We start from the raw sequence: 24,560 nt of genomic DNA, 5'->3' as shown, positions 1-24,560 counted from the left end.
CCCCGAGGAGTAGCGTCGCGTCCATGCGTGCGATCACGATTCCCGAACCCGGAGGGCCCGAGGCGCTGGTGTGGGCCGAGGTCCCCGATCCGGTGCCCGGCGAGGGCGAAGTGCTGGTGGAAGTGGTGGCCGGCGCCGTCAACCGCGCCGATGTCATGCAGCGCCAGGGCTTCTACGACCCCCCGCCCGGTGCCTCCCCCTACCCCGGCCTGGAGTGCTCCGGCCGGATCACCGCGCTCGGCCCCGGTGTCACCGGCTGGGCCGTCGGCGACGAGGTGTGCGCGCTGCTCGCGGGCGGCGGCTACGCCCAGCGGGTCGCCGTACCCGCCGGGCAACTGCTGCCGGTGCCGGACGGCGTGGACCTGCGGACCGCCGCCGCGCTGCCCGAGGTGGCCTGCACGGTCTGGTCCAACGTCTTCATGGTGTCCCACCTGCGCCCCGGCGAGACCCTGCTCGTGCACGGCGGCTCCAGCGGCATCGGCACGATGGCGATCCAGCTCGGCAAGGCCGTCGGCGCGCGGGTGGCCGTCACCGCCGGGACCAAGGAGAAGCTGGACCGCTGCGCCGACCTGGGCGCCGACATCCTGATCAACTACCGCGAGCAGGACTTCGTCGAGGAGATCGGGCGGGCCACGGACGGCGCGGGCGCCGATGTCATCCTCGACAACATGGGCGCGGCCTACCTGGACCGCAATGTCCGTGCCCTCGCCGTCAACGGGCGGCTGGCGATCATCGGCCTCCAGGGCGGTGCCAAGGGCGAACTGAACATCGGCGCCCTGCTGGGCAAGCGGGCCGCTGTCAGCGCCACCTCGCTGCGCGCCCGCCCCCCGGCCGAGAAGACGGCGATCGTCGCCGCCGTACGCGAACACGTGTGGCCGCTGCTCGCGGCGGGCCGGGTGGTGCCGGTGGTGGACCAGGAGATCCCGATGGCCGAGGCGACGCGGGCGCACCGGGTGCTGGAGGAGAGCACGCACATCGGCAAGGTGCTGCTGATCGCGCCGTAGCGGACCGTGCTCCCCCGGGGGGCGGGTCCGTTCAGCCGCGGCGGGCCCGCAGCCCCAGGAAGGCCAGTCCGAGGCCCAGTCCGATGAGGACCAGGCCGGAGCCGAGCGGCAGAATCCGGGCGATGGGCGCGGTCGCCTCCTCCCCCTGGCCCAGGGCGTGCCCCGGCTCCGGGTCGGCCGAGGGGGACGCGGTGCCGGAGGTGCCGTCCGTCGGCCGCGCCGAGCCCGGCTGCCGCGCCGGGGCCGTCGTACCGGTGCCCGGCCGTGGCGTACGCGTCGGGGTGGCCGTGTCGTCCTCCCCCACCACCAGCCCGTACGGCCCGTCCGGGCGCCCCGGCCGCAGCCGCCCCTCACCGGCGTGGCTCCCGGCCCGCGACGGTTCGGCGGAGGCGGAGGCGGAGGCGGCGGGCACGGTGGCGGGTGGGGACGCGGGCGGGTCAACGGAAGCGGGCGCGGACACCGGCGTGGACGCGCCGGGGGAGTCCGGGGCCGTACCGGAGGGGTCGGCGGGCTCCCCGGCGGCGGGCACGGTCTCCGCACCGGAACCGGACGCCTCCGGGGCCCCGCCCGTCTCCCCCGCCGCCTCCGCCCCCTGGGAGGCCGGGGCGGACGGACGACCGGCCGGTTCGCCGGACGGTGCCGGGGCCCGCACCGTGGGAGAGGCCGACGCGCGGGCCGTCCCGGACAGCAGGGGGGCCACCGCGAGGACCAGCAGCAGTCCCACGAGGCGGAGAGCGAGGCGCAGCCTTGGAGTCACGCCGGTGACCTTTCGGAGCCCAGACGTCGTACACCGACGACACCAAGCCTCACCCCCAGTGCGTACCGGGGCATTCCGGGACGGTCCGATGGGATGAGCGGGAGCCGCGCGTGGGCGCCGTGCGGGGAGCGGGGGCGCGGGGGCGGCCGTCCGGCCCGGTGCGCGACAATGACCGCATGGAGATGCCGAGGAACGAACGCTCGCCGGAGAACCCCCAGATCCTGGTCGTGGGCCAGGACGGCATGGCGATCGGGGGCGGCGGTGACGAGGACTCCCGCGAGATTCCGGTGACGGACCAGGTCGAGCAGCCGGCCAAGGTGATGCGGATCGGCAGCATGATCAAGCAGCTCCTGGAGGAGGTGCGGGTCGCGCCGCTCGACGAGGCCAGCCGCGTCCGGCTCAAGGAGATCCACCGCAGCTCGGTGAAGGAGCTGGAGGACGGGCTCGCCCCCGAACTGGTCGAGGAACTGGAGCGCCTCTCGCTGCCGTTCACCGACGAGGGCACCCCGAGCGACGCGGAACTGCGGATCGCGCAGGCCCAACTGGTCGGCTGGCTGGAGGGCCTCTTCCACGGCATCCAGACCACCCTGTTCGCCCAGCAGATGGCGGCCCGCGCCCAGCTGGAGCAGATGCGCCGCGCCCTCCCGCCGGGCGCCGCCGGACCCGAGGGCGGCGACGACCCCCGCGCGGGCGGCCGTACCGGCGGCCCGTACCTGTAGCCGTCGGCGCGCCCGCGAACGCGACGAGGGGCCCGGCGGAATCCGCCGGGCCCCTCGTCGCGTTCCGCGCCCCGCTACTGCGGGTTCCCCGTGGACACGCTCAGCTCCACAGTCCCCGGCTTGTCCGGATCGACGTCGGTACCGGCGGACGGGAACTGGTCCAGGACCGTCCCGTCGCCCCAGGTGTTGTTGTCCTCCGTCTTGACCTTGTACCGCCACTCGGCGGCCTGGAAGCACGCCTTCACCGAGTCGATGTTCTTGTAGCGGAAGTCGGGCAGCCGGATCTTGCCGGTGACCGAGTACGACTTCTCCGGCTCGGTGCACGCCGTCGTCTCGATCGTCCGCGTCCGGTCCGGGCCCCGGTAGCCCTCCGGATGCGTCGTCGCCGATGCGGAACTCCCGCCCCCGGAGCCGCCCTTGCCGCTCTTGTCGTCCTTCTTGCCGTCGCCGTACACCGTCAGCGCCACGATCAGGCCGACCACCGCCACCACGGCGACCAGCACCGAGCCGACGACCACCGGTCTGGTGTTCCGCGGCGCGCCCGCGCCGCCGACCGCCGTCGCCGGTGTCCCGCCGTACGGCGGCGGTGTGGCGGGGGTGCCGTAACCGGCCGACGGCGAGCCGAAGCCGTTCTGCTGCGGATAGCCGTAGGCGGGACTCGGCACCGGGGTGCTCGGGGTGCCGTACGGGTTCGGCTGGTACGGGGTCTGCACCGGGCCGGGGGCGGGCGCCGCCCGGTCCACCGGCGGGAACACCGCCGAACCGACGCCCGAACCGCTCTGCACCGGCCCGGCGCCCGGCACGATGCTGGGCGCGCCGCCGGTCAGCGAGGCCGCGACCCGCAGGCACTCGTCGCGCATCGCCTCGGCGGTGGGGAACCGCTCGCCCGGATTCTTGCGCAGCGCGCGGGCGACCAGCGCGTCCACGGCCGGGGGCAGCGCCCGGTTGACGGAGGACGGCGCGACCGGCTCCTCCTGCACATGCGCGTACGCGATGGCCAGCGGGGAGTCCGCGTCGAACGGCAGCCGCCCGGTGACCAGCTGGAACAGCATGATCCCGACCGAGTACAGATCGGCGCGGGCGTCCACGCCCCGGCCGAGGGCCTGCTCGGGGGAGAGGTACTGCGGGGTGCCGACGACCATGCCCGTCTGCGTCATCGAGGTGACACCGGACTGCATGGCGCGGGCGATGCCGAAGTCCATCACCTTGACGACCCCGCGCTTGGTCATCATCACGTTGCCGGGCTTGATGTCCCGGTGGACGAGGCCCTTCTCGTGGCTGACCTCCAGCGCGGCCAGCACGTCGGCGGTGATCCTCAGCGCCTTGTCGGCGGGCATCGCGCCGAACTGCCGTACGTCCGCGTCGAGCACCGAGCCGAGCGGGCGGCCCTCCACGTACTCCATGACGATGTACGGCGTCGGCAGGGTGTCGTCCGGGGCGCCGCCGCCGGACAGCGCGTCCTCGCCGGTGTCGAAGACGGAGACGATGTTGGTGTGCGTGAGTTTGGCCACGGCCTGCGCCTCGCGGCGGAACCGCTCGCGGAACGCCTGCTCCCGGCCCAGCTCGGTGTGGAGCGTCTTGATGGCGACCTGACGGTCCAGCACCGCGTCGTACGCCAGGTGCACCGAGGCCATGCCGCCCTGGCCGAGCAGGTCGCGGAACTGGTACCGGCCGCTCGCCAGCGACCGTCCGGCATACCGGCCCTGCGTACCGTCCTGACTCATCTCCGTGCCCCCCATAGGCCGTCGCGCGCCGCCGTCACGAAAATGCCTTGATCGAAAGTGTCATTCCCGGCCAAGTCTGCCCGAGGGCACCGACACGTCAAGCGGGGTGTCCTTTCCGTGACCGTACGCGGGGGAAGCGTCGCGGAAGCGTTACAGCGGTCCCACGGCCGGTACACGGAACATGCACAGCGGTGCGCACCGGACGTTCCCGGCCACCTCCCGCGGTGCGCTTCCCGGTCCCCGATCCGGACCGGCGGTCCACCGGGAGGCTGTAGCGTGGCCGGAGAAGACCGTGACGACCCGCGCGCGTCGCGGGCAGATACGACGGCGAGGACCGATGGCACAGACGCACAGCGCCCAGGGCCCGTCCGACCCCGAGGCGACTGGCGGCGGCATGTCGGACGCGCCGGAGATGTGGGGCGACGGAGGGCTCGTCGGCGACGGCCGGTACCGGCTGACCCACCGGCTGGGCCGGGGCGGCATGGCCGAGGTGTACGCCGCCGAGGACGTCCGGCTGGGCCGCACCGTCGCGGTGAAGCTGCTCCGCGCCGACCTCGCCGAGGACCCGGTGTCCAAGGCGCGTTTCACGCGCGAGGCGCAGTCCGTCGCCGGTCTCAACCACCACGCCATCGTCGCGGTCTACGACAGCGGCGAGGATGTCGTCGGCGGCCAGTCGGTGCCGTACATCGTGATGGAGCTGGTCGAGGGCCGCACCATCCGTGACCTGCTGCTGAACGCCGAGGCACCCGGTTCCGAACAGGCCCTGATCATCGTCTCCGGGGTGCTGGAGGCGCTGGCCTACTCGCACCAGCACGGCATCGTGCACCGGGACATCAAGCCCGCCAACGTGATCATCACGAACAACGGCGCGGTGAAGGTCATGGACTTCGGCATCGCCCGCGCCCTGCACGGCGCGTCCACCACGATGACGCAGACCGGCATGGTCATGGGCACCCCGCAGTACCTCTCCCCGGAGCAGGCGCTCGGCAAGGCCGTGGACCACCGCTCCGACCTGTACGCCACCGGCTGCCTGCTGTACGAACTCCTCGCGCTGCGGCCCCCGTTCACCGGTGAGACCCCGCTGTCGGTGGTCTACCAGCACGTCCAGGACATCCCGGTGCCGCCGTCCCGCACCTCCGACGGCTGCCCGCCGGAGCTGGACGGGCTGGTGATGCGCTCGCTGGCCAAGGAGCCCGACGACCGTTTCCAGACCGCCGAGGAGATGCGCGGCCTGGTCCAGTACGGGCTGCAGATGCTCTACGACCAGGGCGGCCACACCGGCACCTGGAACACCGGCCCGGTGGACGGCCCGGCCGGTGGGCAGACGCCCGCCGGGGGGTTCGCGGGCGGTACGGCGGTCATGCAGAACGGCGCCGCCGGGTTCGGCGCGGGCACCGCGCAGATCCCGCGGCCCATCCTGCCCGGCGGCTACGGCGGCCGGGACGACGGCGGCTTCGAGGGCAACGGCAACCGGGGCGGCGGGCGCGGCAAGCTGTGGATGGTCGCCGTCCTCGCGGTGGTCGCCGTGGTGGCCGGTGTCGCCTACGCGCTGAGCAGCACCGGCGGCCACAAGAGCGGTACGGACACCAAGCCCAGCCCGACGCACTCGCGGCACCAGCAGGACGACCGGGACAGCAAGTCCCCGACCGACTCCGGCACCGACCGGCCCGCGCAGTCCGGCACGGGCGGCAACTCGCAGGGCGACGGCGGCTCCGACTGGCAGGGAGGGACGGGCAGGCCCTCGTCGTCCGCCACGGACGACGACCAGGGCACCGACCGGCCTAGCGACGAGCCGACCGACCCGCAGACCACGCAGCAGCCCCCGAAGACGACCCCGCCCGCCTCCCCGACGGGCGGCGGCTCCGGGACGACCGGTGGCGGTACGACGACCGGGGGCGGCGGCAGCGGCAACGGCGGGACCGACGGAGGCACCGGCACCACCACGACCGGCGGGGCGAACTCCGGGACCAGCGCGGGGACCACGACGGGCGGCGACACCGCCGGTGGCGACACCGGCGGTACGGACGCCGGCGGCGGTACGACTTGAATGCCGACGCCGCCGGCCGACCCTGACCCGCCCCTGCGCCGTTCCCGCTGAGCGCCGCACGCCGCCCCGCACCCGCCGGGCAGCCGTACGCCGCTACTCCGCGAACGCGTCCCGCACCGCGTCGTACTCGCGCGTCCACCACACCGAGAGTGCCGACGCGGCCGGGAACTGGCAGTCGGCGCGGGTGTCGCCGCGCTCGTAGTGCCAGCGGAGCATCCAGAAGTCGTTGAGGCGTTCCCACCACACCCGGTGCGCGGCGGCGGCCAGTTCGGCGGACGTGACCCCGGCCGCGCGCCGGTACGCGCGGGCGTACGCCCGGACCTTGGGCAGATCGAGGTTTCCCGCCGGACGCACGTAGAAGATCGCGGCGGCGCGCACCGCCTCCTCCGCGCGGGGCTGCACGCCCAGCCGGTCCCAGTCCACGATCGCCGCCGGGACGTCGCCCTGGTAGAGCAGGTTGAACGGGTGGAAGTCGCCGTGCACCCAGCCGACCGGGCCGCCGGGCGGCGGGCGGCGGTGCGCGTGCCGTTCCAGCAGCGGGCGGCGCTCCAGCAGCCGGTGCCGGGCCAGTTCGTCGAAGGCGTCGGCGGGCCGGTGCCTGCGCACCTGGGCGAGCAGGGAGTCGATCAGGGCGAACGTGGCGGCCGGGTCGGCGCTCTCCACGGGGTGCGGGCTCGTCGCGGGCCGGGTGCGGGCCTTGGGCGGCATCACCTGCTCCAGACAGGTGTGCACGGCGCCCAGGACGGCCCCGAGGCGGGCGCTCTCGGTGCGGGTGAGCTGGCCGCCGTGCCGGTGCCGTCCGTCGATCCAGGGGTGCAGCGCGTACGCGTGCCCGCCGACCACGGCGACCGTACGGCCCTCCCGTGAGGCCAGCGGCGGTGCGACCGGCACCCCCAGCTCCGCGAGGCGGCTGGTGGCCAGGTGACGGCGCTCGATGGCGTCCGGGTCGGCGGTGTCCGGGTCGAAGTGGTGCTTCAGGAAATAGCGCCCCCTGGTCGTGCGCAGCCGGTAGCCCCGGTTGAGCAGCCCTTGATCGACGGGTTCGCAGGCGAGGACGGTGCCGGCGGAGTACAGGCGTGAGAGGGCGCGCAACGGGGGCGCGTGGGAGAGCGGAGGTGGTACACATGAGCGCGGCACGCGCCAGATGCTAGGGCACGGACGGGCGCCTTGAGCTGGGGTTTGTCACGGTCAGTCGCCGTCGGTCGCAATCGGTCACCCGGCGCATCGGGGTGAACGACGAAGTGAAAATCCCGCCGCGCGCCCGAAAGCGGAGAGCGTTTTCCGCAGGGGATTTTCCGCGCGCGCTGATCCACCCGTACCGGAATACCCGCACATTTCCCCGCTTGCGGCTGAGGCGGGAGTCACAGGCCGACTCTTCCCGTCGCCGGGGTGGCCGGGATAACGTGCCCCTGCTCCGGCCTCCTGCAAGGCTGTGACCAGCAGCTCTCCAGCGCTCGCGGATTTACTTGGAAATCCAAGCAAAAACGCAGGTCAGGAGGGGTTTCACAGAAATGTGGAGCACTGGGTAACGTGAAAGCCGCAGGACGCTCGCCGGGGCACCTGTCACGCCCTTTCCCGGCCTTCCGGCACCCACCCCGTGCCCGGTGGCAGAGAAACGGTGAGCCGCTCTCCCCGCGCTCGGAACGGGCCGGGGAGGACCCCAGCCTCCCGGCAACCCCGAGGGCCGGAACGACGGAGGAGCACACGTGACCGTGGACAGCAGTGCCGCGCGCAAGCCGCGACGCAGCGCCGCAGGCAAGGCCGGCACCACCGGTGGAACCACCGGAGCCACCGGCACCGGGCGGGCCGCCCGCACCACCCGCAGCAGGAAGAACACCGACCCGGAACTCGTACAGCTCCTGACGCCCGAGGGCAAGCGCGTCAAGAACGCCACGTACGACTCCTACGTCGCCGGGATCACCCCGGAGGACCTGCGCGGCCTGTACCGCGACATGGTGCTCACCCGGCGCTTCGACGCCGAGGCCACCGCGCTCCAGCGCCAGGGCGAGCTGGGCCTGTGGGCCTCGCTGCTCGGCCAGGAGGCCGCGCAGATCGGCTCCGGCCGCGCCCTGCGCGACGACGACTACGTCTTCCCGACCTACCGCGAGCACGGCGTCGCCTGGTGCCGTGGCGTGGACCCGGCCAACCTGCTCGGCATGTTCCGGGGCGTCAACAACGGCGGCTGGGACCCGAACGGCAACAACTTCCACCTCTACACGATCGTCATCGGCTCGCAGACGCTGCACGCCACCGGCTACGCGATGGGCGTGGCCAAGGACGGCGCCGACTCGGCCGTGATCGCGTACTTCGGCGACGGCGCCTCCAGCCAGGGCGACGTGGCCGAGTCGTTCACCTTCGCGGCCGTCTACAACGCGCCGGTGGTCTTCTTCTGCCAGAACAACCAGTGGGCCATCTCCGAGCCCACCGAGAAGCAGACCCGTGTGCCGCTGTACCAGCGCGCGCAGGGCTACGGCTTCCCGGGCGTCCGCGTGGACGGCAACGACGTGCTGGCCTGCCTCGCGGTCACCAGGTGGGCGCTGGAGCGCGCCCGCAACGGCGAGGGCCCCACCCTGGTCGAGGCGTTCACCTACCGGATGGGCGCCCACACCACCTCCGACGACCCCAGCCGGTACCGGGGCGACGAGGAGCGGCTCGCCTGGGAGGCGAAGGACCCGATGCTGCGCCTGCGCCGCCACCTGGAGGCCGCAAACCACGCGGACGAGGGATTCTTCGAGGAACTGGAGACCGAGTCCGAGGCGTTGGGCAGGCGAGTGCGGGAAGCGGTCCGCTCGATGCCGGACCCGGACCGCTTCGCCATCTTCGAGAACGTGTACGCGGACGGGCACTCGCTCGTCGATGAGGAGCGCGCCGGATTCGCCGCCTACCAGGCGTCGTTCTCGGACGCAGAGGGGGTCTGATCATGGCAGCCGAGACCAGGACCATGCCGCTCGCCAAGGCGATCAACGAGTCGCTGCGCCGCGCGCTGGAGACGGACCCCAAGGTCCTCGTGATGGGTGAGGACGTCGGCAAGCTCGGCGGTGTCTTCCGCGTCACCGACGGCCTCCAGAAGGACTTCGGCGACAGCCGGGTCATCGACACCCCGCTGGCCGAGTCCGGCATCGTGGGCACCGCGATCGGCCTCGCCCTGCGCGGGTACCGCCCGGTGGTGGAGATCCAGTTCGACGGCTTCGTCTTCCCGGCCTACGACCAGATCGTCACCCAGCTGGCCAAGATGCACGCCCGCTCGCTGGGCAAGGTCAAGATGCCGGTCGTCATCCGCATCCCCTACGGCGGCGGCATCGGCGCGGTCGAGCACCACTCCGAGTCCCCCGAGGCGCTGTTCGCGCACGTGGCGGGCCTGAAGGTGGTCAGCCCTTCCAACGCCTCGGACGCTTACTGGATGATGCAGCAGGCCATCCAGAGCGACGACCCGGTGATCTACTTCGAGCCCAAGCGGCGCTACTGGGACAAGGGCGAGGTCAGCACGGAGGCCATCCCCGGCCCGCTGCACAAAGCCGTCGTCGCCCGCGAGGGCACCGACCTCACCCTCGCCGCCTACGGCCCGATGGTGAAGCTCTGCCTCCAGGTGGCCGACGCCGCCGCCGAGGAGGGACGCTCCCTGGAGGTCCTGGACCTGCGGTCGGTCTCCCCGCTGGACTTCGACACCATCCAGGGGTCGGTGGAGAAGACCCGCCGTCTGGTCGTGGTCCACGAGGCACCGGTGTTCTTCGGCTCCGGCGCGGAGATCGCCGCCCGGATCACGGAGCGCTGCTTCTACCACCTGGAGGCACCGGTGCTCCGGGTCGGCGGCTATCACGCCCCGTACCCCCCGGCCCGCCTGGAGGAGGAGTACCTGCCGGACCTGGACCGGGTGCTCGACGCCGTCGATCGTGCCCTGGCGTACTGAGGAGAGGGTTCGTGACGACGATGACGGAAGCTTCCGTGCGCGAGTTCAAGATGCCCGACGTGGGCGAGGGGCTCACCGAGGCCGAGATCCTCAAGTGGTACGTCCAGCCCGGTGACACGGTGACCGACGGGCAGGTGGTGTGCGAGGTCGAGACCGCCAAGGCGGCCGTCGAACTCCCCATCCCCTACGACGGTGTGGTGCACGCCCTGCACTTCGCCGAGGGCACCACGGTGGACGTGGGTACGTCCATCATCGCGGTGGACGTGTCGGGCGGCTCGGCGGGCACGGCCCCCGTGGCCGCCGCGCCCGCCGCCGAGGCGCTGCCCGAGCAGGCGACGGCTCCGGCCCCGGTGGCTCCGGCCGCTCCGGCCGCCGCTGCTGTCGCGGAGGAGCCGAAGAAGGAGGCCCGCCAGCCGGTGCTGGTCGGGTACGGCGTCTCCACGTCCGCGACCCGCCGCCGCCCCCGCAAGGGCGCCCCGGCGGCCGACGGCGCCCAGGCGGCCGGTGCGATCCAGGCCGAGCTGAACGGCCACGCGGCCCCCGCCCCCGTGCCGGTGCCCGAGGCCCCCGCCGCCTCCCGCCCGCTGGCCAAGCCGCCGGTGCGCAAGCTGGCGAAGGACCTGGGCGTGGACCTGGCCCTGGTCGTCCCGTCCGGCAAGGACGGCGTGATCACCCGCGAGGACGTGCACGCGGCGGTGGCTCCCGTCGCCCCGGCGCCCGTGGAGACGGCGGCGGCCCCCGTCGCCGTACCGGCGGCTCCCGCCCCGGTCGGCCAGGAGGGCGCGGGCGCCCGCGAGACCCGTGTCCCGGTCAAGGGTGTCCGCAAGGCGACCGCGCAGGCCATGATCGGCTCGGCGTTCACCGCCCCGCACGTCACGGAGTTCGTGACGGTGGACGTGACCCGCACGATGAAGCTGGTCGAGGAGCTGAAGCAGGACAAGGAGTTCCAGGGGCTGCGGGTCAACCCGCTGCTGCTGATCGCCAAGGCCCTGCTGGTCGCCATCCGGCGCAACCCGGAGATCAACGCGGCCTGGGACGAGGCGAACCAGGAGATCGTGCTCAAGCACTACGTCAACCTGGGCATCGCCGCCGCCACCCCGCGCGGTCTGCTCGTCCCGAACATCAAGGACGCCGACGCCAAGACCCTGCCCCAACTGGCGGGCGCCCTGGGCGAACTGGTGTCCACCGCCCGCGAGGGCAGGACGTCCCCGGCGGCGATGCAGGGCGGCACGGTGACCATCACCAACGTCGGCGTCTTCGGCGTGGACACCGGCACCCCCATCCTCAACCCCGGCGAGTCCGCCATCCTCGCCGTCGGCGCCATCAGGCTCCAGCCCTGGGTCCACAAGGGCAAGGTCAAGCCCCGCCAGGTCACCACCCTGGCCCTCAGCTTCGACCACCGCCTGGTGGACGGCGAACTCGGCTCCAAGGTCCTGGCCGACACGGCAGCGATCCTGGAGAACCCGAAGCGGCTGATGACCTGGGCGTAACCGCCTCCGGCTCATCGACCGGGCCGCGCATCCTCACCGGGTGCGCGGCCCGTCGCCGTATCCGGCACTCCGTCACTCTCCCGACAGGCGCGAGGTGTTCAGGGCCTGTGGCACGGTGCCGGACGTGTCCAGTTCGGCCCAGACGCTCTTGCCCACGGTCAGCTTCTCCACCGCCCACCGCGTCGCCACGGCACGCACCAGAAGCAGTCCACGCCCGAACTGCTCGTCCGCCCCTGCCTGCCGGGGTTCGGGCAGCCGCTCGCCCTTGGGGTCCGTGACGGTGATGCGCAGGACTCCGCCCGTGAGCGAGGTCTCCACCCGGAACAGCCGGTCCCGCAGGCACCCGTGCAGCACTGCGTTGGCGCACAACTCGCCCGCGATCAGCGCCGCGTCCGCCACGAGGGCGTCCTGTCCCCACAGCGCCGTCAGCCGCGCGACGTTGCGCCGCGCGAGCGGCACGCTTCTCGGGTACGGCGCGTAGGTGGCGGTGTCGTAGCGGTCGTACTTCTTGATGCCGGGGGGCGGGCATGCGTCGGACATCGACGGACCTCCTTGAGCGATACCGGGAGACACGGGTGGCCGGATGGGGTGGCTCTGCCGCGCACGCAGCGCGGTGCACTTCCGCCAACCGTTCCTGGGAGTAAGCGACTTGATACTGAAGGTAGCGGTAGAATCTCTTCGTCATCAACCGGTTGTCGCAGAAATATTGATGTCCGAACGAATAGTCGAATCGGTGAGCCGTCAGAATTGGCGGTGCATCGACCGGGGAGGCGGAGAGAGATGGCCGGTAGAGATCCGAACCGGGGCAGGACGATCGCAACCGTTCTCGGGCGCAGGCTCGGTGGCGAGTTGCTGCGCATGCGGGAGCAGTGCGGGCTGCGACAGACGCACGCGGCCGAGGCGCTGACCGCGTCCGTCGCCAAGGTCGCCAAGATCGAACGCGGGCAGGTGCCGCTACGCGACCCTGATGTACGGGCGCTGTGCCATCTGTACGGCGAGCAGGACGAGGCGGTGCTCGGCAGGCTGCTGGCGCTGGCGAAGGCGGACCGGGAACGACGCCGGGCGAAGGGCTGGTGGAATCAGTACCCCGAGCTTCGCTCCCTCGTGGAGTACGTCGCTCTTGAGGACATCGCGACCGGGGTCCGCACCTGGCAAGGAGCGTTCGTGCCGGGCCTCCTCCAGACGCCCGACTACGCCAGGGCGCTGGCTGTCGGCAACGCGTCCTGGGACGACCCCGAAGAGATCGAACGCTTCGTGGAAGCGAAGATCGCCCGACAGGCCCGGCTGAGCGACGGCAACCCTTTGAACCTGTGGGTGTTGGTGGGCGAGGCGGCACTGCATCAACTCGTCGGCAGCCGGGACGTCATGCGCACCCAGTTGGCACATCTGGCGGCAGTGACCGAACTGCCGAACGTGAAGCTCCAGTTGATCCCGTTCAGCGCCGGTTCGCATCCGGGGATGACCGGCGCCTTCAGCATCGTCTCGTTCGCAGAACCCGGCGCGATGGACGTGGTCTACATGGACACGACCTCGTCTACGCTGTGGCTGGAGAGCGAAGAGGATGCCGCGCGGCACAACGCCACGTTCGAGCGGATCTCCCGTGCCGGGCGCGCTCTACGCGACTCCACCGCCCTGATCGAGCGCATCCGCAAGGAGTTGTGAGTCATGCCGCACTTCGAGTTCGTCAAGTCCAGTTACAGCAGCGGCAACGGTGAGTGCGTCGAGGTGGCCCGGAACGTGGCCGCTGTCGTGGCGGTGCGTGACTCCAAGCTGATGGACAGCCCTGTCCTGGTCGTGGCTCCGTCCGCGTGGGCCGGATTCGCCGCCGGGTTGAAGTAGTTTCCGAAGCACGGAAGGGAGCTGTGGATCATGCCGCACTTCGAGTTCGTCAAGTCCAGTTACAGCAGCGCCACTGGCGAGTGCGTCGAGGTGGCCCGGAACGTGGCCGCTGTTGTGGCGGTGCGTGACTCCAAGGTGGAGGACGGCCCCGTACTCGTCGTGGCTCCGTCCGCCTGGGCCGGATTCGCCGCCGGTTTGCAGTAGTCCCGAACGACGGAGAGGGCCCGCCGCGTTGATGCGGCGGGCCCTCTTCATCCCTGTGCGGATCAATCCGTCTCCGAAAGCTGCCTACTTGGCGAAGCCGTAGGTCAGGAGCTTCTTCGCGTCCGATTCGCGGTTCGGGATGGACGTGGAGGAGAGCACGGTGCCGATGACGGTCTTGCCGTTGCGGGTGGCGGCGAAGACGAGGCAGTAACCGGCCTCGGGGCCGGAACCGGTCTTGACGCCGATGGTGCCGCTGTAGCTGCTGAGCAGGCCGTTGGTGTTGGTCCAGGTGGCCATCGTGCGGGTGGAACCGGTCTTCGTCTTCGTCTTCGCGGTGTACGACTTCGTCTTGACGATGGCGCGGAAGTTCGCGCTCTTCATCGCGCTGGAAGCGATCTTCGTCAGGTCGCGCGGCGTCGAGTAGTTGGTGCCCTTGCCGATGCCGTCGAACGAGTCGAAGTGCGTGTTCTTCAGCTTCAGCGCCTTCGCGGCGCTGTTCATCTTGCCGATGAAGTTGGACACGCGGGCCGACATGGTCGAGCCGCTGCCGTACTTGTCGGCCAGCGCGTACGCGGCGTCGCAGCCGGACGGGAGCATCAGGCCGTAGAGGAGCTGACGGACGGTGACCCTGTCACCGACGATCAGATGCGCCTGGGACGCGTTGTTCTTGACGACGTAGTCGCTGTACTCCTTCTTGATCGTGACCGTGGCGTCCAGGTTCAGGTTCGACTGCGCGAGGACGACCTTGGCGGTCATGATCTTCGTGGTGGAGCCGGTGGAGCGCTTGGTGTCCGCCGCCTTGGTGAAGAGCGACGTACCGGTGGAGTTGTTCATCACGTAGCCGCCCTTGGCCACGATCGAGGGCGTCGTGACGGCCTGGGCGGGCGCAGCGGTGAGGGCCCCGGTGGTGAGCAGCGCGCCGGAGGTGATGGCGACGGCGGTGGCTCGGCGGAAACGGCGGGTGCCCTTGATGCCGGTAATCAAAGTGGAATACCCCGATTGTCTTGAATGCCCCTGAAATGCGGCCAAGTTGAGGTCGAGAAAGTGGGGCCGCACATGTCTGACACGTCGGCAGCCCGGAAGGTTGCGCATCCGAACGGGGTGATATGCGTCACGTTCGTATCGTGGACGGCCCTGCCTCTTGCGTACGTGTTGTATCTATCCTGTCGGCATGGCCATGCCGACCAGACAGCCGCCCGCCGCCGAACGCGTCTACACCCATGTCAAACAGGGCGTCCTCGACCGCCGGTACGAAGGCGGCACCCTGCTCACCGAGGGCGAACTCGCGGACGCCGTGGGCGTCTCCCGCACCCCCGTCCGCGAGGCGCTGCTCCGCCTGGAGGTGGAGGGCCTGCTCCGGCTCTACCCGAAGAAGGGCGCCCTCGTCCTGCCGGTCTCCGCGCAGGAGATCGCGGACGTGGTCGAGACCCGGCTGCTGGTGGAGTCCCACGCCGCCCGCCGGGCCGTACCCGCCCCGCCCGGTCTGCTGGACCGGCTCGCCGTACTCCTGGAGCGGCAGCGCGAGCAGGCCGCCGCCGGGGACTTCGCCGCCGCCGCGACCACCGACCGCAGCTTCCACGCCGAGATCGTGCGCAGCGGCGGCAACCAGATCCTCGCCCGCCTCTACGACCAACTCCGCGACCGTCAGCTCCGGATGGGCGTCGCCGTCATGCACTCCCACCCCGACCGCATCGCCAAGACCCTCGCCGAGCACGAGGAACTCCTCGACGCGCTGCGCGCCGGGGACGCGGAGGCGGCCGTCGCGGTGGTGGACCGGCACGTCAGCTGGTTCTCGCACCTCGCGCGCGGGGAGGTGCGGTGAGCGCCGCCGCCCCCGCCCCCGCCCTGCCCGGCGACCCGCCGGGCGGCCGACGCGCCGTCCTCGTCTGGTCCGTCGGCGTCGCCGTCTACCTCGTCGCCGTCGTCTTCCGCACCTCGCTCGGCGTCGCCGGACTCGACGCGGCGGCCCGCTTCCACATCGACGCCTCCGCGCTGTCCACGTTCTCCATCCTCCAACTCCTCGTCTACGCGGGCATGCAGATACCCGTCGGCCTGCTCGTGGACCGGCTCGGCACCAAGAAGGTCCTCACCCTCGGCGCGGTGCTCTTCACCACCGGCCAGCTCGGCTTCGCCCTCTCCCCGTCCTACGGCACCGCGCTCGCCTCCCGCGCACTGCTCGGCTGCGGCGACGCCATGACCTTCATCAGCGTCCTGCGGCTCGGCACCCGCTGGTTCCCCGCGCGGCGCGGTCCGATGATCGCCCAGGTCGCGGGGCTCGCGGGGATGGGCGGCAACCTCGTCTCCACCCTGGTCATCGCCCGGCTGCTGCACGGTGTCGGCTGGACCGCCACCTTCGCGGGCAGCTCCCTCGCGGGCGTCGCCGTCCTGCTCCTGACCCTGGTGTTCCTCAAGGACCACCCCGAGGGGTACGCCCCCGAGCCCTCCCCGCACCGGGGCGCCTCCTACGTCCGCCGTCAGATCGCCGCGTCCTGGCGGGAGCCCGGCACCCGGCTCGGCATGTGGGTCCACTTCACCACCCAGTTCCCCGCGATGGTGTTCCTGCTGCTGTGGGGCCTGCCGTTCCTCGTCGAGGCCCAGGGGCTCTCCCGTGCCACCGCGGGCACCCTGCTCACCCTCGTCGTGCTGTCCAACATGGTCGTCGGGCTCGTCTACGGCCAAGTCGTCGCCCGGCACCACGCGGCGCGGCTCCCGCTGGCCCTCGGTACGGTCGCCGCCACCGCCGCGCTCTGGGCCGTCACCCTGGCGTGGCCCGGCCCGCACGCCCCCATGTGGCTCCTGGTCGTCCTCTGCACCGTCCTCGGCGCCTGCGGCCCCGCCTCCATGCTCGGCTTCGACTTCTCCCGCCCCGCCAACCCCCCAACCCGCCAGGGCACCGCCTCCGGCATCACCAACATGGGCGGCTTCATCGCCTCCATGACGACCCTTTTCCTCGTCGGCGTTCTCCTCGACTCCACCGGCCAGAACTACCGGATCGCCTTCTCCTCCGTCTTTCTCCTCCAGGCGGTGGGTCTCACGCAGATCCTTCGTCTGCGGGGGCGTGCCGCGCGGTTGGAGCGGGAGCGGCTTGTCGCCAGCCGGGTGGAAACGGTCCACGTCCCGGCGTGAGGGGGCGAATGGGGTGCGGGCCCGCTGTCGATGGTTGCGCAGTTCCCCGCGCCCCTGACGAGTCTGGTTCGTTGTCGGGTGCGGGCCCGTTTCGGCTGGTTGCGCAGTTCCCCGCGCCCCTGGAAGCTCGGGCCGTCCGTTGCGTGTACGTCCGCTGTGGCTGGTCGCGCAGTTTCCATCGCCCCTGGGGGCGGCTGTGCCGCCGTTCAGTCGGGGATCTGTCCGCTCAGTGGGACCAAGGTCAGGTATGCCAGGCCCAGCACGCCCCGGTAGGCCATCCACTGGGCGCGGTGGGTGTCCAGGCGGTCGCGGGTCTGCGGGGCCAGGGGGTGGGTGGGGTGGTGGGCTAGCCAGACTTCGGTGTCGGCCTGGTAGGCGGATTCGAAGGCGTCCCACTCGTCGGGGCCGGCGGTCTCGGTCCACTCGGGGCGGAAGCCGGTGGAGACGGCGAGGTCGAGGAGGGCGGGGAGGGAGGGGTGGTCGGTGGGGGAGGCGCCGGGCCACATGCGTGACAACTCGTCCGCCGTGGGCGTCCGTTGCCAGAAGCCCTCGCCCAGCAGCACGCGCCCGCCGTCCGCGACGAGCCGCCGCAGCGCGCGGAGCGCGTCCGGCAGGCCCGCGCCGTCCTCGGTCAGCGCGTGGCTCGCGCCCAGGCACAGCACGAGGTCCGCCGGTCCCCGTACCGTCCCGACGGCCGACTCCGCGACGAACTCGACCCGTTCACCCAGCCCCCGGGCCACCGCGTTCGCGCGGCCCCGCGCCAGATCCTCGCCGTTCAGATCGACCCCGACGCCCGTCGCGCCCGGTACGGCCGCCAGCACCCGCAGCATCAACTCGCCCCAGCCACAGCCGATGTCCAGCACGCGGGCGGGGCGTGGAGTGGCCAGCCGCCGCACCATCGCGTCCGCGCGGGCGTCGGACAGGGGGCCGTGGAAGGTGAGCCGGGACAGGCGAGGGGGGAGATCGTCCATTCCGCGCACGCTAGTGGCGCGGCCCGCCGGGCACATCCGGATTTCCCGCCCCCGGACCCTGCCCCCGCCCCGCCAGCGCTACGGCGTCACCGTGAAGTTCCGCAGGATCGCGGAGGCCAGATCGAGATCGCCCTCCGTCTTCACCCGGTCCGCCACCGCCTCCGGGGTCAGACGCCCGGCGGCGAGCCGGACGTACGTCTCCCAGTCGAGGGTGAGGGTGGCGGCGGGGCCCAGCGCGGGGGAGGTCTCCAGGGTGCCGCGGCCCTGGATGTCCACGCGGATGGTGCGCAGGAACTCCAGCGGCCCGTGCACGTCGAAGACGACCGCCGAACTGCGCGGCGCCCCCGCGTCCTTGGCGACCACCTTGGGCAGCGCCTCCAGCAGCGCGTCCCGTACGACGTACGCGCCCGGCGAGTCGAGGTTGCCGGGGCGGCCGAGTGTCCAGCGCAGGTCCTGCTCGTGCAGCCACACGTCGAACGCCCGCATCCGCATGGAGTGCTCCAGCGTGACCTCGCTGCCGAGCGGGCCGCGCACCTTGGTGCCGGGGTCGCGGGACTCGTTGCGGAGCTGCCGGTTGCGCCGGATGACCGTGTACTCCAGCTCGGACGTCATCTCCGGCGCCGTGTGGTGGCGGCGGACGTCCACCTGCATCTCCATGTACCGCTGGTGCTCGTTGGTCACGTGGAACAGGTCGCGTGGGAGCGTGTGGATGGGGCGCGGGTCGCCCAGCGCCTCGCAGTCCAGGCCGATGACGTGCGACACGATGTCGCGCACCGACCAGCCGGGGCACGGCGTCCGACGGTTCCAGTCGGCCTCCGGCAGCGGCTGCACCAGCTCGGATATCGCGTCGATGGAATGGGTCCAGGCGTCGGCGTAGGGCTGGAGGGTGGGATGCAGACTCACGGAAACGGGACCCCTCGGCGGTCGGTACACGGGCGGGTGATGGCGGCTGTGCCAGCGGGAGGTGGCTGCACTCGGCGGGCGTCTCGAAACGCTAAGTTACGCTGCTGTGAGGCACCCCGGCAGTGCTTTCGTGTGACGATCGTAGGCCCGTGTGGACGACTCGAATGCCAGGACGGTGGTAGTGTGCGCGCCTCGCTGATCCAGATCGCCGTGGACGAGGCCGAATCCCCGGACGCCCGGCGGCTGCGCGCCGCCGCGCTCGTCCGCGAGCAGACCGGGTCCGACCTCGTGGTCCTCCCCGAACTCTGGACCACCGGAGCCTTCGCCTACGAGGCGTTCGGCACCGAGGCCGAGCCGCTGGAGGGCCCCACCTACGAGGCGATGGCCGCCGCCGCCCGCGACACGGGCGTCTGGCTGCACGCCGGGTCGATCCCGGAGCGCGACCCCGACGGGCCCCTCTACAACACGTCCCTCGTCTTCTCCCCCTCCGGTGAACTCGCCGCCGCCTACCGCAAGATCCACCGCTTCGGCTTCGACCGGGGCGAGGCGGTACTGATGGGCGCGGGGCGGGACCTCGTGACCGTACGGCTGCCGGGGACCACGCTCGGTCTGGGCACCTGCTACGACCTCCGTTTCCCCGAGCTCTTCCGCGCCCTGGTGGACGCGGGAGCCGAGACGCTGGTCCTCCCCGCGGGCTGGCCGGAGCGGCGGCGCGGCCACTGGACCCTGCTGGCGCGGGCCCGCGCGGTGGAGAACCAGTCGTTCGTACTCGCCTGTGGAACGGCCGGGACGCACGCCGGAGTTCCCCAGGCGGGTCACTCGATCGTGGTCGATCCGTGGGGCGAGGTGCTGGCGGAGGCGGGGCCCGGCGAGGAGGTCCTGACGGTCGAGTTCGACCCGGCGACGGTCACCGATACCCGCGAGCGGTTCCCGGCCCTGAAGGACCGCCTGCTGGGCCTGGCCCCGCCGCGCCGCTGAGGTGGGCCGGGACCAGGACGGGCACGGGAGGAGTCAGTCGTCCTCCCGCTCCTTCTCCGCGAGGTGGATCACACACACCGCGATGGCGATGAGCAGCGCCGGATCGGCGTCGTCCCGTACGACGTCCACGCCGTAGGTGTCCCGCAGGTGCAGCCAGCGGCGCGAGATCACCGCGAGCAGCTCCCCGTCGTACTCGACCGCGAACTCGTGGTCGAGGATCTTGCCGCTGACGTCCAGGTCGGTGCCGTCCGCCAGCGAGACCCGGTAGTGGTTGCGCAGCAGCGACAGCCGCTTGCGCTTGATCCGCGCCAGGCCCTCCCCGTCCCGCTCGATCACCATCGTGTCCCGCAGCGCGAACATCTTCTGGTGGATGTCGATCAGCACCCGCCCCTGCGCGTCCTTCAACTCGAAGGTGTCCCGCAGCCGCATCGCCTTGCCATCGACCAGGTACACCTTCCGCCCCTGGTCGTCCTCGATCCAGTAGTCGTCCCCGATACCGAGCAGCCGGTCCCGCACAAGAAATCTCATGGAGAGACCGTTCCCCATCCCAGGGCCGCCGTCACGGACCGGCTCACCCGAGATACGGCGCGTTCCGGTGTTCCAGGTAGTGCCGCAGCCGCAGCCGCTGCGTGTGGTGCATGGCCAGAGCGTCGAGCTCGGCGGGGTGCACGAAGCGGAGTTCGGTGCTCTCGTCGGAGATGGCGAGATCGCCCCCGACGATCCGCGCGGTGAAGCACACGTTGAACTGCCGCCGTACTTCCCCGTCTCCGTACGCGATCACATGCCGGGGGTCGGTGTACGTCCCCACCAGCCCCGTGATCTCGACCTCCAGGCCGGTCTCCTCCCGGACTTCCCGCACCGCCGCCCCCGGCAGGGTGTCCCCCATCTCCATGCCCCCGCCGGGCAGCGCCCACAGCCCGCTGTCGGCCCGGCGCTGGAGGAGGATCCGGCCGTCCTCGTCGGCCACGACCGCCGAGGCGGCGACCACGAGACTGTTCGGTTCCGGCGCTTCGGGGTCGTCGTAGAACTCGGTACGTGCCACGCGCTCATCCCTCCGCCGCGACCGGTACAGCGGTCGCCCACACGGCCCGAGGGCGGGGGAAGGAGTGGGAGGTGCTGCCCGCCACCGTGGTCCGTGGCGGCACCCGACCCCCCCACACCCCCGGACGACCCGGATGTCCACCATACGGACCCGCGCGGGAGGGGGCGCGCAGGTCGTGAGCCGGGGTGCCACCCTGGTCCCATGACCGGTACCGTCCCCCGCCGCGCCGCCCGCGTCCGTGCCCCCGAGTTGGTCGGGGCGGGGGGCTGGCTGAATACCGGCGGGAAGGCGTACCGGCTGGCCGATCTGCGGGGACGTGTGGTCGTGCTCGATTTCTGGACGTTCTGCTGCGTCAACTGTCTGCATGTGCTGGACGAGCTGCGGGAGTTGGAGGAGCGGCACCGGGAGACGCTCGTCGTCGTCGGGGTGCATTCGCCGAAGTTCGCGCACGAGGCGGAGCACGCGGCGGTGGTGGACGCCGTGGAGCGGTACGGGGTGGCGCACCCGGTGCTGGACGATCCGGAGCTGGCGACGTGGAAGCAGTACGCGGTGCGGGCGTGGCCGACGCTGGTGGTGATCGACCCGGAGGGGTACGTGGTGGCGCAGCACGCCGGAGAGGGGCATGTGCACGCCATTGAGCGGCTGGTCGGGGAGCTGGAGGCCGAGCACGCCGCGAAGGGCACCCTGCGCCGGGGCGACGGTCCGTACGTGGAGCCGGAGCCGGAGGCGACCGCGCTGCGGTTCCCCGGCAAGGTGCTGGCGCTGCCCGGCGGGACCTTCCTGGTCAGCGACACCACCCGGCACCAGCTCGTGGAGCTGGCCGAGGACGCGGAGACCGTCGTACGGCGCATCGGCAGCGGCGGGCGGGGCTTCACGGACGGTCCGGCGGAGACGGCCGCGTTCAGCGAGCCGCAGGGGCTCGCCCTGCTGGACGACGGCGGGATCGTCGTCGCGGACACCGTCAACCACGCCCTGCGCCGCCTCGACCCCGCCACCGGCGCCGTGACCACCCTCGCCGGGACGGGCAGGCAGTGGTGGCGGGGCTCGCCCACCGGGGGTCCGGCCCGCGCGACCGACCTCTCCTCGCCGTGGGACGTGGCCGTGTTCGGCGGGCGGGTGTGGATCGCCCTGGCCGGTATCCACCAGCTGTGGACGTACGACCCGGCGACGGAGACGGTCGCCGTCGCCGCCGGGACCAGTAACGAGGGCCTGGTGGACGGGCCGGGCGCCGAGGCGTGGTTCGCGCAGCCCTCCGGGCTCGCGGCCACCCCCGAACGGCTCTGGGTCGCGGACTCCGAGACCTCCGCCCTGCGCTGGGTGGAGCCCGACGGCAGTGTCCACACCGCCGTCGGCACCGGCCTCTTCGACTTCGGCCACCGCGATGGCTCCGCCGAACAGGCCCTGTTCCAGCACCCGTTGGGCGTCACCGCGCTCCCGGACGGCTCGGTCGCGGTGGCCGACACGTACAACCACGCGCTGCGCCGCTACGACCCCGCCACCGGTGAGGTCAGCACGCTGGCCACCGATCTGCGCGAGCCCAGCGGCGCGGTGCTGGCCGGGGACGACATCGTGGTCGTGGAGTCGGCACGGCACCGGCTGACCCGGCTGCGGCTGCCCGAGGAGGCGGTCAGGGTGGACGCGGTCGCGCACCGCACCCCGCGCGCCGCGACCGAGGTGGCACCGGGGCGCCTCGCCCTGGACGTGATCTTCCGGGCCCCCGCCGGGCAGAGACTCGACGGGCGTCACGGCCCCGCGACCCGGCTCTTGGTCTCCGCCACCCCGCCCGAGCTGCTGCTCGGGGGCGACGGCGCGGGCACCGCCCTCACCCGTGAGTTGGAGCTGAACCCGGCCGTCCCGGAAGGCGTCCTGCACGTCTCCGCGACGGCCGCCTCCTGCGACGAGGCCGATCCCGACGCCGCCGGGGAGACGTACCCGGCCTGCCATGTCCACCAGCAGGACTGGGGCGTTCCGGTACGACTCGTCGCGGGTGCCGCCGACCGGCTCCCGCTGGTGCTGACCGGGCTCGACGGGCGGAGCTGAGCGGCGGCGTCCCGGGCGTACGAAGGGCCGGGCGCCCGGGGCCTGTTGAGGCTCCGGGTGTCCGGCCCGGTGTACGGAAGGGAGCGGGTGCCTCAGACGCCGTAGCCGTCCCGGTACCCGTCTCCGTGGTGATGGCGGTGGGGGTCCTCCTCCACGACCTCCGTCGGCGGGAGCAGGACCCGGCGACGGCGGGCGATGCCGCTGAACGCGGCGATGCCGATGAGACCGACGGCCATGAGGATGACGCCGACGAGGTCGATGTTGATCCCCTGCATGTGCCAGTCGGTCGCGAACGTGAGGATGGCTCCCACGGCGATGAGGATGATGCAGCCGCCGAGACCCATAGTCGTCGCCTCCCCTTGCGTCACCGGAATCTCCGGTGCGTTCCGGGTACCCCCCGCCGACGCACCCATGCGGAACCGGAGTTGACGCGTCATCGGGGAGCCGACGGGTGAACTACCCCTCCAGGAACACCACGAGCGCGTTCGCCAGGAGGAACGGGTCCTGGTCGCCGCAGAGTTCGCGGGCGCTGTGCATGGAGAGGATGGCGACACCGATGTCCACGGTGCGGATGCCGTGCCGGGCGGCGGTGATCGGGCCGATGGTGGTGCCGCAGGGCATGGAGTTGTTGGAGACGAACGTCTGGAAGGGGACGCCCGCCCGCTCGCACGCGGCGGCGAATACCGCGCGGCCCGAACCGTCCGTGGCGTAGCGGTTGTTCACGTTGACCTTGAGGATGGGTCCGCCGTTGACGCGCGGGTGGTGCGTCGGGTCGTGCCGCTCCGCGTAGTTGGGGTGCACGGCATGCCCGGTGTCGGAGGAGAGGCAGACGGTGCCCGCGAAGGCGCGGGCGCGGTCCTCGTACGATCCGCCGCGCGCGAACACCGAGCGCTCCAGGACCGTACCGAGCAGCGGGCCGTCGGCGCCGGTGTCGGACTGGGAGCCGTTCTCCTCGTGGTCGAAGGCGGCCAGGACCGGGATGTGGTTCAGGGCGGTGCCCGCGGACGCGGCGGCGGCGAGCGCGGCGGTGGCCGCGTGCACCGAGAGCAGGTTGTCCATGCGCGGCCCGGCGAGGAGTTCGCGGTCCCGGCCCAGGTAGGCGGGCGGCTCGACGGAGTGCGTCATCAGGTCCCAGCCGGTGACGGACCCGGCGGCGAGCCCGGCCTCCTCCTCCAGGAAGGCGATGAGGTCGCCCTCACGGGGGTCCGCCGCGTCGCCGGTCAGTCCCCACACCGGCTGCACGTGCCGCTGCTTGTCCAGCTTCAGCCCGTCCGTGCCGACCGAGCGGTCCAGGTGGATGGCGAGCTGCGGCACCCGCAGCAGCGGCCGGTCCACGTTGACCAGCGTCTCGGAGCCGTCGCGCAGGGTCAGCCGCCCGGCGATGCCGAGGTCCCGGTCCAGCCAGGAGTTGAGCAGCGGTCCGCCGTAGATCTCCACCGCGACCTGGCGCCAGCCGTGCGCGCCGCTGTCGGGGCGGGGCTTGACCCGCAGGTTCGGGGAGTCGGTGTGCGCGCCGACGATCCGGAACGGGGTGTGCGGGGCGGCGCCCTCGGGGACGTACCAGGCGATGATCGCGCCGCCGCGCAGTACGTACCGGCCGCCGCTCGTCCCGTCCCAGGCGTCCGTCTCCGCGACCTGCCGGAAGCCCGCCTTCTCCAGCCGCCGGGCCGCCTCGGCCACGGCGTGGAACGGCGACGGGCTCGCCGCGAGGAAGGTCGTCAGGTCGTCGGTGTGGCCGCGGTCGAAGCGGGCGGGTGCGCTCATGGGCTCAACCTTAACGACGTGACCGGGCCCGCCCCCCTGCGGTGG

General features: G+C 72.2%; 24 protein-coding genes. 13 read left to right on the top strand and 11 right to left on the bottom strand.

Annotated features, from left to right (window positions below):
• Positions 1 to 23 precede the first annotated feature (23 nt).
• Complete coding sequence (locus tag KUM39_RS16990) at positions 24 to 1,004, top strand: NAD(P)H-quinone oxidoreductase (protein WP_217786502.1); 981 nt, start codon at positions 24 to 26, stop codon at positions 1,002 to 1,004.
• A gap of 31 nt (positions 1,005 to 1,035) precedes the next feature.
• Here KUM39_RS16990 and KUM39_RS16985 read toward each other — a convergent pair whose 3' ends face one another.
• Positions 1,036 to 1,761, bottom strand: coding sequence for a hypothetical protein (locus tag KUM39_RS16985; RefSeq protein ID WP_217786501.1), 726 nt, complete (start codon positions 1,759 to 1,761; stop codon positions 1,036 to 1,038).
• A gap of 176 nt (positions 1,762 to 1,937) precedes the next feature.
• Here KUM39_RS16985 and KUM39_RS16980 point away from each other — a divergent pair, with 176 nt between their 5' ends.
• Positions 1,938 to 2,480 carry a bacterial proteasome activator family protein gene (locus tag KUM39_RS16980; RefSeq protein WP_217786500.1) on the top strand — a complete coding sequence of 181 codons (543 nt, stop codon included), beginning with the start codon at positions 1,938 to 1,940 and terminating at the stop codon, positions 2,478 to 2,480.
• Between the two features lie 74 nt (positions 2,481 to 2,554).
• Here KUM39_RS16980 and KUM39_RS16975 read toward each other — a convergent pair whose 3' ends face one another.
• Positions 2,555 to 4,204: a Stk1 family PASTA domain-containing Ser/Thr kinase gene (locus tag KUM39_RS16975; RefSeq protein WP_217786499.1), complete on the bottom strand. Its 1,650-nt coding sequence runs from the start codon at positions 4,202 to 4,204 to the stop codon at positions 2,555 to 2,557.
• A gap of 337 nt (positions 4,205 to 4,541) precedes the next feature.
• On the opposite strand from KUM39_RS16975, the gene KUM39_RS16970 reads away from it, so the two are divergent.
• On the top strand, positions 4,542 to 6,251 hold the full coding sequence (locus KUM39_RS16970) for a protein kinase domain-containing protein (RefSeq protein ID WP_217786498.1): 1,710 nt from the start codon (positions 4,542 to 4,544) through the stop codon (positions 6,249 to 6,251).
• Positions 6,252 to 6,344: 93 nt separating this feature from the next.
• Here KUM39_RS16970 and KUM39_RS16965 read toward each other — a convergent pair whose 3' ends face one another.
• Entirely contained in the window at positions 6,345 to 7,388 is a 1,044-nt protein-coding gene (locus KUM39_RS16965) for a phosphotransferase (protein ID WP_217786497.1), read from the bottom strand.
• Between the two features lie 569 nt (positions 7,389 to 7,957).
• On the opposite strand from KUM39_RS16965, the gene pdhA reads away from it, so the two are divergent.
• Genes pdhA through KUM39_RS16950 form a run of 3 tightly spaced genes read left to right on the top strand, consistent with a single transcriptional unit; the run spans position 7,958 to position 11,648 of the window.
• Complete coding sequence (pdhA, locus tag KUM39_RS16960) at positions 7,958 to 9,169, top strand: pyruvate dehydrogenase (acetyl-transferring) E1 component subunit alpha (RefSeq protein WP_217786496.1); 1,212 nt, start codon at positions 7,958 to 7,960, stop codon at positions 9,167 to 9,169.
• A 23-nt stretch (positions 9,170 to 9,192) separates the two neighbouring features.
• Positions 9,193 to 10,158: an alpha-ketoacid dehydrogenase subunit beta gene (locus tag KUM39_RS16955; RefSeq protein WP_217786528.1), complete on the top strand. Its 966-nt coding sequence runs from the start codon at positions 9,193 to 9,195 to the stop codon at positions 10,156 to 10,158.
• A gap of 11 nt (positions 10,159 to 10,169) precedes the next feature.
• A complete protein-coding gene (locus KUM39_RS16950) occupies positions 10,170 to 11,648 on the top strand; it encodes a dihydrolipoamide acetyltransferase family protein (RefSeq protein WP_217786495.1) in 1,479 nt (492 codons plus the stop codon).
• A gap of 72 nt (positions 11,649 to 11,720) precedes the next feature.
• Here the strand turns inward: KUM39_RS16950 and KUM39_RS16945 are convergent, their stop codons facing one another.
• The gene (locus KUM39_RS16945) at positions 11,721 to 12,188 is read right to left on the bottom strand and encodes an ATP-binding protein (RefSeq protein WP_217786494.1); all 468 of its coding nucleotides are present in this window, start codon (positions 12,186 to 12,188) and stop codon (positions 11,721 to 11,723) included.
• Between the two features lie 240 nt (positions 12,189 to 12,428).
• Here KUM39_RS16945 and KUM39_RS16940 point away from each other — a divergent pair, with 240 nt between their 5' ends.
• The 3 genes from KUM39_RS16940 to KUM39_RS16930 are packed head-to-tail and all read left to right on the top strand — an operon-like array spanning position 12,429 to position 13,691.
• Positions 12,429 to 13,310 (top strand): helix-turn-helix domain-containing protein, encoded by an 882-nt coding sequence (locus KUM39_RS16940; RefSeq protein ID WP_217786493.1) that lies wholly within the window; start codon positions 12,429 to 12,431, stop codon positions 13,308 to 13,310.
• Between the two features lie 3 nt (positions 13,311 to 13,313).
• Positions 13,314 to 13,487, top strand: coding sequence for a DUF397 domain-containing protein (locus KUM39_RS16935; RefSeq protein ID WP_217786492.1), 174 nt, complete (start codon positions 13,314 to 13,316; stop codon positions 13,485 to 13,487).
• 30 nt (positions 13,488 to 13,517) lie between these two features.
• Positions 13,518 to 13,691, top strand: a complete 174-nt coding sequence (locus KUM39_RS16930; RefSeq protein WP_217786491.1) for a DUF397 domain-containing protein — start codon at positions 13,518 to 13,520, stop codon at positions 13,689 to 13,691.
• Positions 13,692 to 13,775: 84 nt separating this feature from the next.
• Here KUM39_RS16930 and KUM39_RS16925 read toward each other — a convergent pair whose 3' ends face one another.
• On the bottom strand, positions 13,776 to 14,675 hold the full coding sequence (locus KUM39_RS16925; protein ID WP_217786490.1) for a D-alanyl-D-alanine carboxypeptidase family protein: 900 nt from the start codon (positions 14,673 to 14,675) through the stop codon (positions 13,776 to 13,778).
• 187 nt (positions 14,676 to 14,862) lie between these two features.
• Between KUM39_RS16925 and KUM39_RS16920 the strand changes: the two genes are divergently transcribed.
• Both KUM39_RS16920 and KUM39_RS16915 read left to right on the top strand, forming a co-directional pair.
• Positions 14,863 to 15,513: a GntR family transcriptional regulator gene (locus tag KUM39_RS16920; protein ID WP_217786489.1), complete on the top strand. Its 651-nt coding sequence runs from the start codon at positions 14,863 to 14,865 to the stop codon at positions 15,511 to 15,513.
• Positions 15,510 to 16,817 (top strand): MFS transporter, encoded by a 1,308-nt coding sequence (locus tag KUM39_RS16915; protein ID WP_308288157.1) that lies wholly within the window; start codon positions 15,510 to 15,512, stop codon positions 16,815 to 16,817. Before KUM39_RS16920 ends, KUM39_RS16915 begins: the two co-directional genes overlap by 4 nt.
• A 206-nt stretch (positions 16,818 to 17,023) precedes the next feature.
• On the opposite strand, the gene KUM39_RS16910 is transcribed toward KUM39_RS16915, so the two are convergent.
• Entirely contained in the window at positions 17,024 to 17,788 is a 765-nt protein-coding gene (locus KUM39_RS16910) for an SAM-dependent methyltransferase (protein WP_246620273.1), read from the bottom strand.
• Positions 17,789 to 17,866: 78 nt separating this feature from the next.
• Positions 17,867 to 18,691, bottom strand: a complete 825-nt coding sequence (locus KUM39_RS16905) for a maleylpyruvate isomerase family mycothiol-dependent enzyme (RefSeq protein ID WP_217786487.1) — start codon at positions 18,689 to 18,691, stop codon at positions 17,867 to 17,869.
• 183 nt (positions 18,692 to 18,874) lie between these two features.
• Here KUM39_RS16905 and KUM39_RS16900 point away from each other — a divergent pair, with 183 nt between their 5' ends.
• Entirely contained in the window at positions 18,875 to 19,669 is a 795-nt protein-coding gene (locus KUM39_RS16900) for a carbon-nitrogen family hydrolase (protein ID WP_217786486.1), read from the top strand.
• 33 nt (positions 19,670 to 19,702) lie between these two features.
• On the opposite strand, the gene KUM39_RS16895 is transcribed toward KUM39_RS16900, so the two are convergent.
• Together KUM39_RS16895 and KUM39_RS16890 are read right to left on the bottom strand one after the other, a co-directional pair.
• Positions 19,703 to 20,197 carry an LURP-one-related/scramblase family protein gene (locus KUM39_RS16895; protein ID WP_217786485.1) on the bottom strand — a complete coding sequence of 165 codons (495 nt, stop codon included), beginning with the start codon at positions 20,195 to 20,197 and terminating at the stop codon, positions 19,703 to 19,705.
• Positions 20,198 to 20,240: 43 nt separating this feature from the next.
• Positions 20,241 to 20,711 (bottom strand): NUDIX hydrolase, encoded by a 471-nt coding sequence (locus tag KUM39_RS16890; protein WP_217786484.1) that lies wholly within the window; start codon positions 20,709 to 20,711, stop codon positions 20,241 to 20,243.
• 201 nt (positions 20,712 to 20,912) lie between these two features.
• Between KUM39_RS16890 and KUM39_RS16885 the strand changes: the two genes are divergently transcribed.
• Positions 20,913 to 22,751, top strand: a complete 1,839-nt coding sequence (locus tag KUM39_RS16885; RefSeq protein ID WP_217786483.1) for an NHL domain-containing thioredoxin family protein — start codon at positions 20,913 to 20,915, stop codon at positions 22,749 to 22,751.
• Positions 22,752 to 22,843: 92 nt separating this feature from the next.
• On the opposite strand, the gene KUM39_RS16880 is transcribed toward KUM39_RS16885, so the two are convergent.
• The gene (locus KUM39_RS16880) at positions 22,844 to 23,095 is read right to left on the bottom strand and encodes a hypothetical protein (protein WP_217786526.1); all 252 of its coding nucleotides are present in this window, start codon (positions 23,093 to 23,095) and stop codon (positions 22,844 to 22,846) included.
• Between the two features lie 112 nt (positions 23,096 to 23,207).
• Positions 23,208 to 24,515 (bottom strand): M18 family aminopeptidase, encoded by a 1,308-nt coding sequence (locus tag KUM39_RS16875; protein ID WP_217786482.1) that lies wholly within the window; start codon positions 24,513 to 24,515, stop codon positions 23,208 to 23,210.
• Positions 24,516 to 24,560 lie beyond the last annotated feature (45 nt).

The organism is Streptomyces corallincola, from assembly GCF_019104725.1.
Taxonomy (GTDB): Bacteria; Actinomycetota; Actinomycetes; order Streptomycetales; family Streptomycetaceae; genus Streptomyces; species Streptomyces corallincola.
The sequence above is the reverse complement of the archived record's forward strand: the minus strand, read 5'-3'. Positions and strand labels throughout refer to the sequence as shown.

Excerpts from the sequence above, each read along its gene's own strand:
- KUM39_RS16910 (WP_246620273.1), bottom strand. The coding sequence starts at position 17,788 with ATGGACGATCTCCCCCCTCGCCTGTCCCGGCTCACCTTCCACGGCCCC.
- KUM39_RS16980 (WP_217786500.1), top strand. The coding sequence starts at position 1,938 with ATGGAGATGCCGAGGAACGAACGCTCGCCGGAGAACCCCCAGATCCTG.
- KUM39_RS16895 (WP_217786485.1), bottom strand. The coding sequence starts at position 20,197 with ATGAGATTTCTTGTGCGGGACCGGCTGCTCGGTATCGGGGACGACTAC.
- KUM39_RS16975 (WP_217786499.1), bottom strand. The coding sequence starts at position 4,204 with ATGAGTCAGGACGGTACGCAGGGCCGGTATGCCGGACGGTCGCTGGCG.
- KUM39_RS16880 (WP_217786526.1), bottom strand. The coding sequence starts at position 23,095 with ATGGGTCTCGGCGGCTGCATCATCCTCATCGCCGTGGGAGCCATCCTC.
- KUM39_RS16990 (WP_217786502.1), top strand. The coding sequence starts at position 24 with ATGCGTGCGATCACGATTCCCGAACCCGGAGGGCCCGAGGCGCTGGTG.
- KUM39_RS16970 (WP_217786498.1), top strand. The coding sequence starts at position 4,542 with ATGGCACAGACGCACAGCGCCCAGGGCCCGTCCGACCCCGAGGCGACT.
- KUM39_RS16955 (WP_217786528.1), top strand. The coding sequence starts at position 9,193 with ATGCCGCTCGCCAAGGCGATCAACGAGTCGCTGCGCCGCGCGCTGGAG.
- KUM39_RS16885 (WP_217786483.1), top strand. The coding sequence starts at position 20,913 with ATGACCGGTACCGTCCCCCGCCGCGCCGCCCGCGTCCGTGCCCCCGAG.
- KUM39_RS16875 (WP_217786482.1), bottom strand. The coding sequence starts at position 24,515 with ATGAGCGCACCCGCCCGCTTCGACCGCGGCCACACCGACGACCTGACG.
- KUM39_RS16930 (WP_217786491.1), top strand. The coding sequence starts at position 13,518 with ATGCCGCACTTCGAGTTCGTCAAGTCCAGTTACAGCAGCGCCACTGGC.
- KUM39_RS16940 (WP_217786493.1), top strand. The coding sequence starts at position 12,429 with ATGGCCGGTAGAGATCCGAACCGGGGCAGGACGATCGCAACCGTTCTC.
- KUM39_RS16935 (WP_217786492.1), top strand. The coding sequence starts at position 13,314 with ATGCCGCACTTCGAGTTCGTCAAGTCCAGTTACAGCAGCGGCAACGGT.
- KUM39_RS16945 (WP_217786494.1), bottom strand. The coding sequence starts at position 12,188 with ATGTCCGACGCATGCCCGCCCCCCGGCATCAAGAAGTACGACCGCTAC.
- KUM39_RS16920 (WP_217786489.1), top strand. The coding sequence starts at position 14,863 with ATGGCCATGCCGACCAGACAGCCGCCCGCCGCCGAACGCGTCTACACC.